The organism is Nocardiopsis sp. iso_186 (genome assembly GCF_056173365.1).
In genome coordinates this window covers 2,357,061-2,372,703 of record NZ_CM149670.1, presented here as the reverse complement: position 1 = coordinate 2,372,703, position 15,643 = coordinate 2,357,061, and the positions used below count along the sequence as shown (strand labels likewise).

Here is a 15,643-nt window from a genome sequence, read left to right as displayed (position 1 = left end):
CCCGCCCCCCCACGGGGGACCGGGCCGACCGGGGTCGCGGGATCGGTGTCAGGGCTCCATCGCGTCGGTCAGGCTGCGCGGCCGCATATCGGTCCAGTTCTCATCGATATAGCCCAGGCAGGCGGCCCGGGTGTCGTCGCCGAACACCGGCTCCCATCCGGAGGGGATCTCGGCGAACACCGGCCACAACGAGTGCTGGCCTTCGGCGTTGACCAGGACGAGGAAACGTCCGTCCTCGTCGTCGAACGGGTTGCTCATGGGCTCTCGTCTCTTCTGTGCCGGTGGCCCCGCCGCTTTGCGGGACGCGGGGCAGGGGTGGGGGGAACCGGGGTCGGTGGGCGTGGCGGGAAGCGGCTAGTCCAGGTAGGAATCGAGCGCGCCCCGCCTGCGCACGTCGAGGGTGGCGCAGTGGAACGATCCGCCGAAGCTGTTGAAATGACGGAAGTCGCAGGGGATGGGGGTGAATCCCCACTTCTTCAGTGCGTCGATCATGGGTGCGTCCTGCCGCTCGACGACCACGCGGTGTTCGTCGAGCATGAGGATGTTCATGGTGATCCACTTGCTGGTCAGGTAGAGCGGATGCGAGTCGGGGATGATCGGGGTGGGGGCGTGGAACACGTCCCAGCCGCGGAAGATCTCCGGTACCTTCCGCACCCGTTCGGGGTTGATCAGCAGTTTTCCGGGGGCCATCGGTACGAGGGTGGCGTCGATGTGCATCGGGTGGGGGTCGTCGAATTCGAGCACGTGGATGCGGTAGCGGTCGCCGAGGTGGCGGCGCAGCCATTCGATCCCGAACGCGTTGGTGACGTGGCTCTTCTGGGCGATGATGTCGCGGCCGCAGCGGGTGAAGTCGGCGGCGTCGAAGGTGGGCTCGAACTCCGTGACGACGAGGTGGGTCGGCTCCCCCGGGGCGGGGTCGGTCCAGGCGGGGTCGTACTGTGCGTCCACTAGTTCGGGTTTGGGGCCGGAACTCCATCGGGCACCCCCGTGGAAGTACTCCTTGAGCAGGGGGCGGTAGGCGAGGGTCTCGAAGTAGCGTGAGCGCCAGGCCAGCGGGCACTCGATGATCTCCTCGCCCACGACGAGCAGGACGTCACGGGGCATCGCGGCATACATGCCGGTGCTGGTCCAGTCCAGGGTGGAGTAGGGCTGCCGTTGGGGGATCGGCTCGGGACGGCGGACCGTCACCCCCTCGGATCTCAGTAACTGGACGAAACCCTCCAGCTCGTCGTGCGCCGCCTGGACCAGTTCCGGGGGAAAGGGCCGGCCCGCCTGTTGCCGGAACGTGGCGCGCTGGTTCTCGGGCAGCACGGGTTCCAAGGCGGTGTGCCACTGCGGAAAGCTCGCACCGTTGACGATTCCCACGATGACTTCTTCGAGCGGGTCCCATTCCGTATAAGAACGGACGGGACTCGGACCGTTTCGCCGCAGTTCAGACACCCCGCTTCACATTAATTTCCCACTTCACCGGAACACAGAGATATCGACTGGCCAGAATCGGCCATGCCGAAGGACGGGAATTTCTCTCCCACCGGAGAGCACGGGTACATCCTGGCGAAATTCAATATAGCACCTGGTCACGTCGGCCCCATTGGATCAGCCCATCGCTTTTGAGGCGCCGACAATCAATCCAAGACGATCCATTCTGCCGCAAAACATGTCAACAAAAAATGAGTGTGACCGAGATCACATTACTTATTCGATTGCCATTTGTATAGTGTCAACCGAAACCGAGATCGCCTTGGATTGAAACCCGGCAATGGGAAACGTCTTCGACCTGCGATTTTACCGATAAATCGTGCCCCGCCGACCTTCCGGCGCACACTTGAGAGAGGTCCGCCAATCGGACGGAGCGAAAACCATTGAGGGAGGAATAACCAGCCGCCTCTTCTCAAATTCCCGGCCGGCCAATTGTCAAGCCACACGGAAAGCAACAGACGAAAGTTGTGAACAAATGGCCATCAGCGACGCCGAGAAGACGGTTGCGTTCATCTACAACTCGGCGGTGGCGGCATCCGCGCTCAGTGCGGCCTGGGAACTGGGCGCACTCGACGAGCTGAACGAGAACGGGTGGCTGGACGCGCACGAGTTCGCCGAACGCCAGAACCTGGACCCGGCATCGACCCTGGGGCTCTTCCGTGCACTTGCGGCGGTGGACATCGTCCGCCGCGACGACACCAAAGTGGTCCCCTCGACCAACTTCGCCGAGTCGTTTCGCACCCGTTCCTTCTTCCACTGGCTCTCGCGCGGCAGTGCCGAACTCTTCCAGCGGACACCGGAGATCACCCGGGCAAAGAACCGCACCGGCGATTTCTACCGACGGGACAGCGCGGCGATCGCCTTCGCCTGCCGGGAGATCAGCACATTCTGCTACGACCCGTGGTTCTGGGCGGCGGTGGACGACCTCGACTTCGACTTCACCGTCGCCGCCGACCTGGGCTGCGGCAGCGGCGAACGGCTCATGCAACTGCTGCACCGGAGCCCCGGGGCCCGTGCGCTCGGATTCGACCGCGCCCTCCCCGCACTGGAGGTGGCCCGCACCGAAGCCGCCGCGACCGGCCTCGCGGACCGGGTGACGTTCGTGGAAGCGGACGTGATCGCCATGGAACCGCGCCCGGAGCTGGACGACGTCAACCTCCTCACCTGCTTCATGATGGGGCACGACTTCTGGCCACGGGCGCAGTGCGTCGAAACGCTGCGACGGCTGCGATCCCTCTTCCCCAACGCCCGCAGATTCCTGCTCGGCGACGCCACCCGGACAACCGGGATCGCCGACCAGGACCTTCCCCCTTTCACCTTGGCGTTCGAATACGGTCACGACATGATGGGGACCTTTATCCCGTCGGTCGCCGACTGGGAATCGGTGTTTGCCGAGGGCGGGTGGAAGCTGCACAGAAAACACTCCATCGACATTGCCGTCGGAGAAGTGATTTTCGAGCTCGAACCCGCCTGACGGGGAAAGCAAGCAATTCTCGCACTCATGCCGGTGAGGGGGACGACCGACGATGCCCGAGACTGTCAACCTACCCAGGTTGCACCACATCGCAATACAGACGACCGATCTCGCCAACTGCACGTCGTGGTACCAGGATTTCTTCGGATGCCGAGCCACCTGGTTGACCGACGAGTTCTCCGAGTTGACCCGGGAACGCCTTCCGGGCATCACCCGGATGGCGGAGGTGGTGGTCGGGGCCACCCGGTTCCACCTTTTCGAGCGCATTTCCCCCGCCCCCCATGGGGCCGGTGCGAACGCAACCGAATTTCAGCACCTGTGCATGGCCGTGGAGTCCCCGGCCGCACTCGACGCATGGCGCCGTAAGTGGACGGAGCTTCACCGGTCGGGACGCTACGCCTTTCTGCGCGCCGACCCGCCGTCGGAGACGGTCGTTGACAAGGACGGGGTGGAGAGTTTCTACTGCCTCGACGTCAACGGGCTCGAATTCGAGTTCACCTACGTGCCGGCAGGTCCGCGATGAGCCTTGTCTCAATCGAATCGGCGATGGCGGCCCCCGGCCCCGGCGACTGGGACTTCAGCGACTACCCCTACGGCCTGGAACCGTTGACCCTGCCCAATCCCGGCGTGGCGGTGAGCATTGCGCCCGGCTCGGTGTACGGCAGCGCAGGGGACGTCCGCCGGCTCATCGCCCAGGGCAGGTCGGGGTTCCCCGCCACCAAGCCGGCCTCGGCCGACGACCTGGAACGGCTGTTCTGGTTCCGGTGGATCATCGGACACCACATCTCGTTCGTCATCTGGCGGCTGCTCGCCGACGCCCTGTCCCAGGCGCCGGAGGACGAGGAGGGCAGGAAGGCCCTGGCCGGCACCGTCGCGACCTACGTGCGCGCCTACTGCGGCATGCTCCTCTACACCGGGTCCTGCACCCCTTCCATCTACAACGCCACGATCAGACCCAGCATGTACCGTCTGCACTCAACCTTCAGCGGTACCTGGGCCCTCGACTACCCGGCGGTGCGCAGCCTCTTTCGCGGGCGGAAGGCACCCGCGGTCCTGGGTGCGCAGACCGGGGAGGTGATGCGCGAGGTCGGGATGAGCAACCAGATCCACCTCGGGGTGTCCTCCAAGCTGGTCGAGCGCGGACGTTCCCTGCTCCAGCAGTCCATCGACGCCCCCGACACCCACCAGCCCCGCAGGTGGGGCACCGTCTTCGACTGCTACTTCCTGACCGTGCGGGCCCCGGTCCCTCCCGAACAGGTCCTGACCCAGCTGATGCGCCGGCTGAAGGCGACCGCCATCGACCTGGCCACCAACGGCCTCTACCCCGAGGCCGGGGGCGATCTCGGCCGGCTGCCCGAGGAACTGACCCGGCCGGCGGTCGTGGAGTGCGGCCGGGAGCTGACCGGCATCCTTTTCGACGTCGCCGAACGCGCCGCCGCCCTGCCCGGGGAGGGCCGATGAGTCCGATGCGGCACGGGGTCGTCATCCTTCCCGAGCACCGCTGGTCACGAGCGCGGCTGTTGTGGACCCGCGCCGAAGAACTCGGATTCGACCACGCCTGGACCTACGACCACCTGATGTGGCGGTGGCTGCGCGACGAACCGTGGTTCGGCACGATCCCCACCCTCACCGCCGCTGCCGCGGCGACCTCGCGGATCTCGCTGGGGACCATGGTGGCCAGCCCGAGCTTCCGTCACCCGGTCCCGTTCGCCAAGGAACTCATGACGGTGGACGACATATCGGACGGTCGGCTCATCTGCGGGCTCGGAGCCGGCGCCGGGGGCTACGACGACGAGGTCCTGGGCGGGCAGCCGCTGTCGCCGGGGGAACGCGCCGACCGGTTCGCCGAGTTCGTCGCCTGCACCGACGCCCTGCTCCGGCAACCCGAGACCGACTTCGAGGGGAAGTACTTCACCGCGCGCGGGGCGTCCACGCGCCCGGGGTGCCTACAGTCCCCGCGCGTTCCCTTCGCGATCGCGGCGACCGGCCCGCGGGGGATGCGCCTGGCGGCGCGCTACGCCGACATCTGGGTGACGGCGGGGCCTCCCGGGTGGAGCGAACCGCTCCCCTACTCCGCGGCGGTCCCCCTGCTCGCCGACCACCTGCGCGCGCTGGACGAGGCGTGCGCCGAAGCCGGCCGGGACCCCTCGACGCTGCGCCGCCTCGTGGTGACCGGCGCGATGATCCGCGGCGTGCTCGACTCCGTCGCGTCCTACCAGGACGCGTGCGGACTGTTCGGCGGCATCGGCTTCACCGACACGGTCGTCCACTGGCCGCGCAGCGGCTTTCCCTACCAGGGCCGCACCGATGTCCTGGAGGGCATCGCCGTCTCCGTCCTGAACGAGAGAATGGGAGGCCGCCGATGAGCGACCAGATCGAGTACCAGCTCGTCAACATGTTCGCCGAACGCCTCTTCGCCGGCAGCCCCCTGTGCGTGGTCCCCTGCGCGGAGGGGTTGTCGGGCGAGGAGATGCAGGCGATCGCCGCGAAGGTCAACGCGACCGAGACGGCCTTCGTGCTCCCCCCGACCACACCGGAGGCCACCTACCGGGTCCGTGTCTTCACCCCGGAGCGCGAGTCCCCCGGCGGCGGGCATTCGAGCGTGGGGACGGCGGCGACCCTGGAGCGAATCGGCGCGATCGGCCCCGGCGGGACGGTGCAGGAGAGCGCGGGCGGGCTGGTCGGTCTGACCGTGGGCGGCGGCAGGGCGACGCTCATCGGGCACGGCCCGACCGCGGGGACCGACCTCGAACAGGAACCGCTGCTCGCCGCCGTGGGACTGACCGGCGCGGACGCCGCCGGCGCCGCACCGCGGTCCGTGGGATACGGGACGGGATTCGCGTTCCTGCCGGTACAGGAATCAGCGGTCGCGCGGGCCCGGCCGGACTATTCGCGCCTGGACGCCGAAGGGCTCCCCGCCCTGTGCGTGTTCGCTTGGGACCCGCTCCGGCGGACCGCCCATGCCCGGCTGTTCGCCCCGGGTTTCGGCATTCCGGAGGATCCGGCCTGCGCGCCGGTCGCCATGGCGCTCGGCGCGTGGCTGGTCGGGGCCGGGTGGCTGCCCTCGTCGGCGGACACCCACGAGTACACCGTCGTGCAAGGGGCCGAGGTGGGACGCCCGGCGCGGCTCGACTGCTCCGTGACCCCCGGCCCCGACCACATCAGGCAGGGCAGCGTGACCGGGAACGTCCTCCCCGTCGCGGAGGGCCGCATCTGCGCCCGGCCCCCTCTCCTTCCCCGACCCTGAAAGGGTTTTTCGTGCTGTCTCGCCCCGAACTCCGCGGTACTCAAGGCGCCGTCTCCTCCACGCACTGGCTGGCCTCGGCGACCGGGATGGCGATGCTCGACCGTGGCGGCAACGCGTTCGACGCCGCGGTCGCGGCCGCTTTCGTCATCCAGGTGGTGGAGCCGCACCTGAACGGTCCGGGCGGGGACGTGCCGATCATGGTGTACGACGCGGCCGCCGAGCAGGTGTCGGTGGTCTGCGGCCAGGGCCCCATGCCCGCGGCCGCGACCCCGGACGCCTTCCGCGAACGCGGCCTGGACGCCGTCCCCGGTTCGGGGCTGCTGGCGGCCTGTGTGCCGGGGGCCTTCGGGGCGTGGCTGAGGGTGCTGCGCGATTACGGCCAACTGCGCCTGCACGACGTCCTGGCGCCGGCCATCGGGTACGCCGAGGACGGTTATCCGCTGCTGCCCAAGGCCGCGGAGATGATCGCGGTGATGGCGCCGCTGTTTCGCGACGAGTGGTCGGAGTCCGGACGCACCTACCTGAACAACGGCAGTGCGCCCAAGGCCGGCGCCCGGATGCGCAACCCCGCTCTCGCCCGCACGTTCGGGCTGCTGCTCAACGAGGCCCGCTCCGCGACCGGCAACCGCGAGGGCCAGATCGACGCCGCGATCTCCGCCTTCTACGACGGCTTCGTCGCGGAGGCGATCGACACGTTCATGCGCACCGGCGCGTTCGCGGACTCGACCGGACGACGCAACGGCGGCCTGCTCACCGGCGACGACATGGCCGGGTGGCGGGCGTCGGTGGAGGCACCGGCGACGGTGGACTACCGGGGGTACCTGGTGCACAAACCGGGGCCCTGGTCGCAGGGGCCGGTCTTCCTCCAGCAGCTCGCCCTGCTGGAGGGCTTCGACCTGGCCGGTATGGGGTTCGGCAGCGCGGACCACCTGCACACGGTCGCCGAGGCGGCGAAACTGGCCTTCGCCGACCGGGAGGCCTGGTACGGCGACCCGCTCAAGGCCGACGTCCCCTTGGCGGGGCTGCTGGACCGGGCGTACGCGAAACAACGGCGCGCGCTCATCGGCGACCGGGCGTCGGGGGTGCTGCGCCCGGGGTCCCCCAACGGCCGCAGCGCGTGGATCCCGCCGGTGCTCCAGACGCGCCCCGGCCACGAGGGCCCGGACTGGCAGGCGCAGCTGGGCAACGGCATCCCCACGGTGTTGCAGCGCACCGCGGCGAAGGGCGACACCTGCTGCGTGAGCGCCACCGACAGCGACGGCAACATGGTGGTCGCCACGCCCAGCGGCGGCTGGCTGAAAAGCTCCCCGGTGGTTCCGGGACTGGGCTTTCCCCTGGGCACGCGGGGGCAGATGGCCTGGCTGGTGGAGAACCACAACAACTCCCTGGCCCCGGGCAAGCGCCCCCGCACCACGCTGAGCCCCACCCTGGTCCTGCGGGACGGACGCCCCCACCTGGCCTTCGGCACTCCGGGGGGCGACCAGCAGGACCAGTGGACGCTGAACTTCTTCGTCAACCACGTCAACTTCGGCCTGGGGCCGCAGGCGGCCGTGGAGCGGCCCACGTTCCACACCGAGCATCCCCCGACGTCGTTCACCCCCCGCAGGACGCAGCCCCGCGTGCTCGTGGTCGAGGACGATTTCCCCCCGGAGACCATCGCCGAACTGCAACGGCGCGGCCACGAGATCGTGGTGGCCGCCAGCGGTTCGCTGAGCAAGGTCTGCGCGACGGGGCCCGACGCCGACGGCGGGGTGCTCGCAGCGGCCAGTCCCCGCGGGCAACAGGCGTATGCCGTGGCCCGGTGAGGCCCGCCCCCTGCACGACGACTCGGTTACCACGGGCCGAAAAGCACAATAATTAAGGAAATGCGGAGGAATTCCGGCGAGAAAAGGAACCACGCCGAGAAAAGCGCGGGAAAAAGGGCGTCATCGGCGCCGAACGCCACCGGCCCCTCAGCGGTCGCCGGCCCGAAACACGTAGCCTTGGACCTGTTCGCGGCGGAGAAACCGCCTGGCCGTGGGCCTTTCACGGTTGAGCCTTCCACGGTCGGGCCGTTCGCGCCGGGAGGCCCGGCGGCACCGGGAAGCGGTGCCGGGCGAGAAGGCACCGCTTCGTGCGTCCGGCACCACCGATGTCCTCATACCAGAACCGCAGAAGGAATCCGATGCCGACCGGCTCCGCCTCGTCCCCGCAGCACCGACCGGGAACCGGACCGCCGAGGCTGAGCGGGGCGTTCCACCGGTTTCTGGCCGGCAGCCTGTCGAGCAACCTGGCGGACGGCGTGATGATGACGGCGCTGCCGATGCTCGCGGCGGCGCTCACCGGCGATCCGCTGGCGGTGGCCGGGCTCACCGCCGCGCGGTACCTCCCCTGGCTGCTGTTCGGATTGCTCGCCGGAGTGCTCGTGGACCGGGTCAACCGGGTCCGGGCGATGATCGTCGCCAACCTCCTGCGCAGCGCGGCCATCATCGCGCTGGCGGTGATCACCGCCACCGGAAACGGCACCATCGTCCTGCTCTACGTCGTGATGTTCACCGCGATGAGCTGCGAGATCGTCTACGACATCGCGGCAAGGGCCGTGCTGCCGTCGCTGGCCAGGGGCGCCGTGGACCGCGCCAACGCACGGCTGGTGGGCGGCCGGGAGGTCGTGCAGGAGTTCCTCGGCGCGCCCTTGGCGGGGTTCCTCTTCGTGGTCGCGGCGGCGCTGCCCCTCGCGGTCAACGCCGGCGCCTACGTGCTGGGGGCGTTCATCCTTCTCGGTCTGCCGCTGTCGGCGCGGCGCCCCTCCCCGCCGTCGGAGGTCCCTGCCCGGGACCGGGCGGGGTCGGCCCCCGGGGCGATCCGCTCGGTCTTCTGCGACATCGGCGCGGGCCTGCGCTACGTGTACGGCGACCCGCCGCTGCGCGGACTGGTGGTCTTCACCTCGGTGGTGAACCTTTCCGCGGGCGCGCTGTCCGCGGTGTTCGTGCTGATCGTGCAGAACCATTTCGGGGTGCCGGAGAACCTGTTCGGGGTGTTCCTCGCGGTGGCCGCCGTCGGGGCGATCGGCGGCGCCGCCCTGGCCGAAAGGCTCACGGTGCGAATCGGGCGCTTCGGGACGCTCGTGGGCGGCTTCCTGGCCCAGGCGGCGATGTGCCTGGTCTTCGCGTTCGCCCCGAACGCGCTCGTCGCGGCTCTCGCCTGGGCCCTGATCGCCGGGGCCGGCACCGTCGCGACCATCGTGTCGATGGGGATCGTGCAGCAGATCGTCCCCGAACACCTCATGGGGCGCGTCGTGAGCGCCAAGCAGATGCTGGGCCTGAGTTTCGTGCCCGTGGGGGCGCTGTTGGGCGGCCTGTTGGGCCGCGTTGACCTCCGCCTTCCGCCGCTGCTGGGGGTGCTGGTCTTCACCGTCGCCACCCTGCTGGCCCTGCGTTGCTTCCGGGTGGTGGCGGCGCGCGCGGACGCCGCCGAAGCCGCGGCCCGGCGCGACGTCAGCGGCGCCCTCGACTGAGTCCGCGGGCAGCTCAGGGTGCGGGGCTCACAGCGCGGACTCGAACGCGCGGACGGGAGCGGCGGGAGTGGTCACCGGGAGGGCGAGGACCGCGCCGTCGTGGGGTGCGGGGTCGGTGAGGCCGGTGTGGGCGGAGGCGATGAAGAGCACGGGGTCGCGCTCCCCCGCCACGCACACGCTGGCGGGCTGGGCGGCCGGGACCCCGACCACCCGGTCGAGGGTGCCGTCGGGGGCGTAGCGGTGCACACGGGAGGCGCCCCACACCGCCACCCACAGGTAGCCGTCGGCGTCCACCTGCATACCGTCGGGGCTGCCGTGGTTGACGCGGGCGAAGACCGCGCGCGCGGTGATGTCGCCGTGGTCGTCGAGCGTGTAGGCGTCGATGCGCCCGTGCGCGCTGTCGGCGAGGTACATGCGGGTGCCCGCGGCGTCGAAGGCCGGGCCGTTGGGGACGGTGTAGCCGTCCAGGACCCGGGTGACGGTGCCGTCGGGGTCGGTGCGGTACAGCGAGCCCGCGTCGGGGGTGGCGTCGTAGGCCATGGAGCCGGCCCAGAAGCGGCCCCTGGGGTCGCAGCAGCCGTCGTTCATCCGGGCGGGCACGGCCGCGCCCTCCTCGGGCCGGGCCAGCCAGCGCGGTGGGCCGCCTCCCTCCTCGACGAGGGCGATGCCGGTCCCGGCCGCCGCGATGTAGGAGCCGGGCCGGCCCGCGACGGGGGCGACTGCGCCCAGGGGGACGTCGAGCCGGACGAGGGTGCGCGGCGGCCCGGGCAGCGCCGGGTCCAGTGCGAGGAGCCGGCCGGCGAGGATGTTGACCATGAGCAGGTCGCGGCCGGTCCAGCGCAGCCCCTCCCCCAGTTCGTGGCGCTCGTCGTGCCATGGGGCCGGGGCGCGGCCGGTGAGGGTGTCGAAGCCGTCGGGGCTGTTCATCGGGGGTCTCCTACCATTCGGCGAATGAACCGTCGGCGTGGCTCCACATTGGGGAGCGCCAGCGGTGGCCGTGTTCGTCGGCGCGGCGCACGGCGGCCTCGTTGACGTCCACGCCCAGTCCGGGGGCGGTGGTGCGGTGGATGTGGCCGTCGGGGAAGTCGAAGGGGCGGGCGTCCACGACGTAGTCGAGGAGTTCGGCGTCGCGGTTGTAGTGGATGCCGATGCTCTGTTCCTGGATGAGGAAGTTGGGGGTAGCGAAGGCGACCTGGAGGCTGGCGGCGAGCGCGATGGGTCCCAGGGGGCAGTGCGGGGCGAGCTGGACGTCGTAGACCTCGGCCAGGGACGCGATGCGGCGCACCTCGGAGATGCCGCCGGCGTGGGAGAGGTCGGGCTGGGCCACGGCGATCCCGGCCTGGAGCGCGGGGAGGAAGTCGGCGCGGGAGAACAGCCGCTCGCCGGTGGCGACGGGCACCGTCGTGGAGTCGGCGAGCCTGCCGAGCAGGTGGGTGTGCTCGGGCAGCAGCGGCTCCTCCACGAACATCGGGTGCAGCGGCTCCAGCAGGGGCAGTACGCGGCGCGCCGTGGCCGCGGTGAAGCGGCCGTGGAAGTCCACGGCGACGTCGCGGTCGTCGCCCAGGGCCTCGCGGACCCGGGCCACGCGCTCCACGACGCCGTCGAGTTCGCGCGGGGTCGCCGAGCGGCCCATGATCCCCGAGGCGTTCATCTTGACGGCGGTCAGCCCGGAGGCCACGCGTTGGGCGACGGCGTCAGCGAGTTGGGACGGGTCGTCGCCGCCGACCCAGCCGTAGACGCGCACCCTGTCGCGGACGGGGCCGCCGAGCAGTTCGTGGGTGGGCACGCCCAGGCGCTTGCCCGCGATGTCCCACAGCGCCTGGTCCAGGCCGGCGACCGCGCTGGAGAGCACGGGCCCGCCCCGGTAGAACCCGCCCTTGGTGAGGCGCTGCCAGTGGTGCTCGATGGGGGTGGGGTCCTCGCCCAGCAGCAGTTCGGCGAGTTCGTGCACGGCGGTGCGCACCGTCTCGGCGCGTCCCTCGACGACCGGCTCGCCCCAGCCCACGATCCCGTCGTCGGTCTCCACGCGGCAGAACAGCCACCGCGGGGCGACCAGGAACGTCTCGATGCGGGTGATCTTCATGCGGTGGACCCTCGTTCGTGGTCGTCGTGGGCGCGCCGGTTCATGGCGGTCGCGCGGCGCAGGTCGGTCTCGGCCTTGTCCAGCAGGGCGCGCATCGCCGCTTCGGCGGCGCCGGGGTCGCCGGCGGCCACCGCCTCGGTGACGGCGCTGTGGCTGGGCACCGGGTCGTCGTGGACGGCTCCGTGGACGAGGCGGTCGCGTTCGGACAGCCCCGCGGCGAAGAAGACGTCGGTGCGGGTGAACATCTCGTTGTGGGTGGCGGCGAGCATGGCGCGGTGCCAGGCGAGGTCGGCCGCGGTCTCCTCCTCGGCGGTGCCCCGCACCGACGCGGCGATGCGGTCGATGGCGGCGCGCAGCACCACCACGTCCTCGTCGGTGCGGCGCTGGGCGGCCAGGCGGGCGGCGGCGGGTTCGATGGCGGCGCGCAGTTCGGCCAGGTCGCGGAAGAAGGTGTCGGCGGCGCCCGCCGCGACCTGCCAGCTGACCACGTCGGGGTCGAGGAGGTTCCACTGCGCGCGGGGCCGCACGAACGTGCCCTTCTTCTGCCGGGAGTCCACGAGTCCCTTGGCCGCCAGGACCTTGATGGCCTCGCGGATGGCGGTCAGGCTCAGGTCGAGCTCGGTGCTGAGGGCACCGAGGTCGATGGTGTCGCCTTCCCGAAGCTCGCCCGCCAGGACACGTGTGCCCAGCAGCCGCACCGTCTGGCCGTGTACTCCCCGACCCACATAGGCCGCCATCGTGTTCTCCGTTCTCCCCGTCGCGGCCGTCCCCGTCAGGACGACGCCTTGTAGATGCTCCACCCTCCGTTGACCGGAATGCTCGCCCCGGTGACGTAGGACGCCTCGGCCGAGGCGAGGAAGGCGACGACGGCGGCCACCTCCTCGGGGTCGCCCAGTCGTCCGGCGGCGGTCTGGGCCGCGCTTTGGCGCCGGTCCTCCTCGCTGACCCCGTCCCAAGCCGCGGTGCGGATGGGTCCGGGCAGGACGCAGTTGACCCGCAGGCCGGGCCCGTACTCCACGGCCAGTTGGCGGGTCAGTGCGGTCAGCCCGCCCTTGGTGGTGGCGTAGGCGGGGCGCCCGGGCAGTCCGAACCAGGCGTGCACGGAGGAGGTGATGACGATGCTGCCGCGCTGGTCGAGCAGGTCGTCCAGGCAGGCGCGCACGCCCAGGAACGTTCCGGTGAGGTTGACGGAGAGCTGGCGCTGCCAGGACTCCAGGGCCGTTTCGTGGGCGGGGGCGATCTCGACGGTGTAGGCGTTGGAGACCAGGGTGCCCACGGGGCCGAAGGCGTGCGCGGCTTCGGTGACGCGCGCCCACCCGGACTCGTCGGAGACGTCGGCGTGCACCGCGACCGCGCGGCCCCCCGCCGAGCGGATCCGCTCGGCGGTCGCGGCGACGTGCGGGGAGACGTCGGCCAGCACCACGGGGGCGCCGTCGGCGGCGAAGCGGTGCGCGACGGCCGCGCCGATCCCCTGGGCGGCGCCGGTGACCACGGCGACCGCGCCGTTGTCCTGCTGGTCCTGCATGGTGGGCTTCCTCGTCATCGCTGGTCGGTGGGTCCTTGGGGCGCGGGGGTGAATTCCACGGCGGCGTCGGGCGTGCCGCGTGGGACCGGGGTGTCGAAGCGCAGCGGCAGTCCGGGCAGGGCGGTGCCGAGCCGCACTCGGGGACGGCCGTCTGCCGGGCGGCAGTGCAGCGTCCCGGGGGTGAAGGCGGTGAAGGCTCCCGACAGGCGGGTCCCGTCGGGCGTGGAGGACAGGCGCGGCGGCTCGCTCCAGAAGCCGTCGGGGGTCACGTCGGTGACGGCGGCGGTCCCGGAACCGAATCCGGCGTCGATGGTCAGGGTGGTGGAGTCTCCGGGGGCGAGGTCGGTGAGCGGGCCCAGGGCCTCGCACTCCACTATCCGGTCGGCGGGGAACAGTCCGCCCAGGTGCTCCAGGGGATGTTCGGGCGGGTACTCCAACCACACCTCGGCCCGCGACCCCTGGTCAGGGTAGGGGGCGCCCTCTACGACGTCGAAGCGCTGGGTCATGGTCCCCGCGGCTCCCACGCAGGCCAGCCAGCCGGTCGCGGCGGGGAACCCGGCCTTGCCGATGACGTCCTGGGCGGGCACGCGCAGGACGCCGGGGTGGGACTGCTCGACCCGCGGGTTGGCGTCGCCCGCCACGAGCGGGACGACCGCGGAGGGGTCCGCGGAGTCGGCGGTGCCCACGTAGACGCCCTGGGCACTCGCGTGGCCGACGGGTTCGGCGCCGAGCTGGGTGACGTTCCACAGCGCCCAGCGGCGCGGGGTGTCGGAGGTGTTGTGGGCGGTGAGCTCCAGCCGGTAGCCGCTGCGGCCGGGGGCCAGGGTCAGGCGACGGCGCAGCCGCAGCCCGGTCCTGGGGTCGTCGCCGCTGGTGAGGGTGAGGGTGACCGCGCCGTCGGCCCCTGTCGCGACGGCGCGGTCGTACTCCCCGGAGTCCAGCACCGGGTCGGGTGGGCCGGCCCACTCGTGGGGGCCGTCCCACCCTTGGGGCGCGGGCCAGGTCTTGTCGCCCCCGAAGTTGCGCCAGGCGCTCATGGGGCCGCTGGTCGGCGCGGGCCGCTCCCCGTCCACCGGGTGCAGGTCGGCGCCCAGCAGACGGGGGTTGCGGTACAGGAACTCCGTTCCCCGGTGGAGCGCGGAGAGCAGCCGCCCGCCCAGCGCGGGCACCACACCCAGGCGCAGCACCCCGTTGTCCAGGTACACCACCTCGTAGGGTCCGGTGGTGTCGTGCTCAACGCGGACGGCGCCGCTCACCGGTCGTCCTCGTTGACCAGGACGACCTTGCCGCGGCTGACGCCGGCGGCCAGCCGGTAGGCGGCGTCGGCGTCGGCGAGGCCGAAGCGGTCGGAGACGACCTTCTGCGGGCTGAGGCCCCAGCGCACCAGGTTGGTGGCGAGCTCGGCCATGGTGGGCAGCGACGTCACCCAGGAGGCGTAGAGGGTGAGCTGCTTGTGCAGCAGGGTGTCCGACACCTCCGTCTCCAGGGTGCCGCCCTCGCCGACCAGTGAGACGCGTCCCCACTCGGCGGCGTTGTCCAGGACGGTGGTGCGGCCGGGGCGCGAGCCCGAGCAGTCGATGGCGGTGGCCGCGCCGCGCCCGCCGGTGGCCGCGGCGATGGCGTCGGCGGCCTCGTCGGGGCCGGCGAGGGTGTCGAAGACGTCGAGTCCGGCGGCCCACTCGCGGCGCTGGGCGGAGGGCTCCACGCCGATGACGCGGGCCGCGCCCATTCCGCGCCCGATCATCCCGGCCGCCAGCCCCACGGGGCCCAGGCCCACGACGAGCAGGTCGCCGTCGCCGTTGACGCCGATGCGGCGCAGCCCCTCGTAGGCGGTGCCGAAGCCGCAGGCGATCAGCGCGCCGTCAACGTGGGTGAGCGCGTCGGGCAGCGGCACGCAGGTGGCCTCGTCGGCGAGGAGGTACTGGGCGTGGCCGCCGTCGCGCTGCCAGCCGTAGGCGGCGCGCTGGGCGCCGGTGCAGCTGATCATGAAGCCGCGGCGGCAGTTGTCGCACACCCCGCATCCGGCGATGTGGTAGACGATGACGCGGTCGCCGGTGCCGAACTTGCGGCAGCCGGGCCCGGACCGGACGACGGTGCCCGAGGGTTCGTGCCCGGCGACGACGCCGCGGTAGGCGGGGCCGTCGATGCCGCGGTGGGTCTTGTGCTCGTGGTAGATGAACCCGATGTCGCTGCCGCAGATGCCCGACGCGCCCACCTTGAGCAGGAGCTGGCCGGGGCCGGGCTCGGGTACGTCGAGGTCGCGCACCACCGCCGTGGAGTCGCCCGGCAGGTAGACGCCGCGCATGGTGTGGGGTCGGTCCCCGCTGGTCGTGGTCATTGTC

15 protein-coding genes are annotated in these 15,643 nt (G+C 71.3%); 7 read left to right on the top strand and 8 right to left on the bottom strand.

Annotated elements, in window-relative coordinates; genetic code table 11:
- Positions 1-48: 48 nt before the first annotated feature.
- Positions 49-258 carry an MbtH family protein gene (locus AC0VYP_RS10585; protein ID WP_285761507.1) on the bottom strand — a complete coding sequence of 70 codons (210 nt, stop codon included), beginning with the start codon at positions 256-258 and terminating at the stop codon, positions 49-51.
- A gap of 96 nt (positions 259-354) precedes the next feature.
- A complete protein-coding gene (locus AC0VYP_RS10580) occupies positions 355-1,440 on the bottom strand; it encodes a hypothetical protein (RefSeq protein ID WP_475473768.1) in 1,086 nt (361 codons plus the stop codon).
- A 514-nt stretch (positions 1,441-1,954) separates the two neighbouring features.
- Between AC0VYP_RS10580 and AC0VYP_RS10575 the strand changes: the two genes are divergently transcribed.
- From AC0VYP_RS10575 to AC0VYP_RS10545, 7 genes are all read left to right on the top strand, one after another.
- Entirely contained in the window at positions 1,955-2,953 is a 999-nt protein-coding gene (locus AC0VYP_RS10575) for a class I SAM-dependent methyltransferase (protein WP_475473766.1), read from the top strand.
- A 52-nt stretch (positions 2,954-3,005) separates the two neighbouring features.
- The gene (locus tag AC0VYP_RS10570) at positions 3,006-3,476 is read left to right on the top strand and encodes a VOC family protein (protein WP_475473764.1); all 471 of its coding nucleotides are present in this window, start codon (positions 3,006-3,008) and stop codon (positions 3,474-3,476) included.
- Positions 3,473-4,414 (top strand): hypothetical protein, encoded by a 942-nt coding sequence (locus AC0VYP_RS10565; protein WP_285761511.1) that lies wholly within the window; start codon positions 3,473-3,475, stop codon positions 4,412-4,414. Before AC0VYP_RS10570 ends, AC0VYP_RS10565 begins: the two co-directional genes overlap by 4 nt.
- Entirely contained in the window at positions 4,411-5,319 is a 909-nt protein-coding gene (locus tag AC0VYP_RS10560; protein ID WP_475473761.1) for an LLM class flavin-dependent oxidoreductase, read from the top strand. The genes AC0VYP_RS10565 and AC0VYP_RS10560 overlap by 4 nt, the downstream gene beginning before the upstream one ends.
- Positions 5,316-6,200 carry a PhzF family phenazine biosynthesis protein gene (locus AC0VYP_RS10555; protein ID WP_475473760.1) on the top strand — a complete coding sequence of 295 codons (885 nt, stop codon included), beginning with the start codon at positions 5,316-5,318 and terminating at the stop codon, positions 6,198-6,200. The genes AC0VYP_RS10560 and AC0VYP_RS10555 overlap by 4 nt, the downstream gene beginning before the upstream one ends.
- Positions 6,201-6,211: 11 nt before the next feature.
- The gene (locus AC0VYP_RS10550; protein WP_475473759.1) at positions 6,212-8,005 is read left to right on the top strand and encodes a gamma-glutamyltransferase family protein; all 1,794 of its coding nucleotides are present in this window, start codon (positions 6,212-6,214) and stop codon (positions 8,003-8,005) included.
- Positions 8,006-8,364: 359 nt separating this feature from the next.
- Positions 8,365-9,693, top strand: coding sequence for an MFS transporter (locus tag AC0VYP_RS10545; RefSeq protein ID WP_475473758.1), 1,329 nt, complete (start codon positions 8,365-8,367; stop codon positions 9,691-9,693).
- Positions 9,694-9,720: 27 nt separating this feature from the next.
- Here the strand turns inward: AC0VYP_RS10545 and AC0VYP_RS10540 are convergent, their stop codons facing one another.
- Genes AC0VYP_RS10540 through AC0VYP_RS10515 form a run of 6 tightly spaced genes read right to left on the bottom strand, consistent with a single transcriptional unit; the run spans position 9,721 to position 15,639 of the window.
- Entirely contained in the window at positions 9,721-10,620 is a 900-nt protein-coding gene (locus AC0VYP_RS10540) for an SMP-30/gluconolactonase/LRE family protein (protein ID WP_475473756.1), read from the bottom strand.
- A 10-nt stretch (positions 10,621-10,630) separates the two neighbouring features.
- Positions 10,631-11,776, bottom strand: a complete 1,146-nt coding sequence (gene dgoD / locus AC0VYP_RS10535) for a galactonate dehydratase (RefSeq protein WP_475473754.1) — start codon at positions 11,774-11,776, stop codon at positions 10,631-10,633.
- Positions 11,773-12,513 carry a FadR/GntR family transcriptional regulator gene (locus AC0VYP_RS10530; RefSeq protein WP_285761518.1) on the bottom strand — a complete coding sequence of 247 codons (741 nt, stop codon included), beginning with the start codon at positions 12,511-12,513 and terminating at the stop codon, positions 11,773-11,775. The genes dgoD and AC0VYP_RS10530 overlap by 4 nt, the downstream gene beginning before the upstream one ends.
- A 35-nt stretch (positions 12,514-12,548) precedes the next feature.
- Positions 12,549-13,301: an SDR family NAD(P)-dependent oxidoreductase gene (locus AC0VYP_RS10525; protein ID WP_475473752.1), complete on the bottom strand. Its 753-nt coding sequence runs from the start codon at positions 13,299-13,301 to the stop codon at positions 12,549-12,551.
- Between the two features lie 14 nt (positions 13,302-13,315).
- Complete coding sequence (locus AC0VYP_RS10520; RefSeq protein WP_475473751.1) at positions 13,316-14,557, bottom strand: DUF4380 domain-containing protein; 1,242 nt, start codon at positions 14,555-14,557, stop codon at positions 13,316-13,318.
- A complete protein-coding gene (locus AC0VYP_RS10515) occupies positions 14,554-15,639 on the bottom strand; it encodes a zinc-dependent alcohol dehydrogenase family protein (protein ID WP_475473749.1) in 1,086 nt (361 codons plus the stop codon). The genes AC0VYP_RS10520 and AC0VYP_RS10515 overlap by 4 nt, the downstream gene beginning before the upstream one ends.
- Positions 15,640-15,643: the final 4 nt, after the last annotated feature.

What these genes read in the sequence shown, in the direction of transcription:
- AC0VYP_RS10540 (WP_475473756.1), bottom strand. Translation starts at nt 10,620, where the DNA reads ATGAACAGCCCCGACGGCTTCGACACCCTCACCGGCCGCGCCCCGGCC.
- dgoD (WP_475473754.1), bottom strand. Translation starts at nt 11,776, where the DNA reads ATGAAGATCACCCGCATCGAGACGTTCCTGGTCGCCCCGCGGTGGCTG.
- AC0VYP_RS10565 (WP_285761511.1), top strand. Translation starts at nt 3,473, where the DNA reads ATGAGCCTTGTCTCAATCGAATCGGCGATGGCGGCCCCCGGCCCCGGC.
- AC0VYP_RS10525 (WP_475473752.1), bottom strand. Translation starts at nt 13,301, where the DNA reads ATGCAGGACCAGCAGGACAACGGCGCGGTCGCCGTGGTCACCGGCGCC.
- AC0VYP_RS10575 (WP_475473766.1), top strand. Translation starts at nt 1,955, where the DNA reads ATGGCCATCAGCGACGCCGAGAAGACGGTTGCGTTCATCTACAACTCG.
- AC0VYP_RS10570 (WP_475473764.1), top strand. Translation starts at nt 3,006, where the DNA reads ATGCCCGAGACTGTCAACCTACCCAGGTTGCACCACATCGCAATACAG.
- AC0VYP_RS10555 (WP_475473760.1), top strand. Translation starts at nt 5,316, where the DNA reads ATGAGCGACCAGATCGAGTACCAGCTCGTCAACATGTTCGCCGAACGC.
- AC0VYP_RS10585 (WP_285761507.1), bottom strand. Translation starts at nt 258, where the DNA reads ATGAGCAACCCGTTCGACGACGAGGACGGACGTTTCCTCGTCCTGGTC.
- AC0VYP_RS10530 (WP_285761518.1), bottom strand. Translation starts at nt 12,513, where the DNA reads ATGGCGGCCTATGTGGGTCGGGGAGTACACGGCCAGACGGTGCGGCTG.
- AC0VYP_RS10560 (WP_475473761.1), top strand. Translation starts at nt 4,411, where the DNA reads ATGAGTCCGATGCGGCACGGGGTCGTCATCCTTCCCGAGCACCGCTGG.
- AC0VYP_RS10545 (WP_475473758.1), top strand. Translation starts at nt 8,365, where the DNA reads ATGCCGACCGGCTCCGCCTCGTCCCCGCAGCACCGACCGGGAACCGGA.
- AC0VYP_RS10515 (WP_475473749.1), bottom strand. Translation starts at nt 15,639, where the DNA reads ATGACCACGACCAGCGGGGACCGACCCCACACCATGCGCGGCGTCTAC.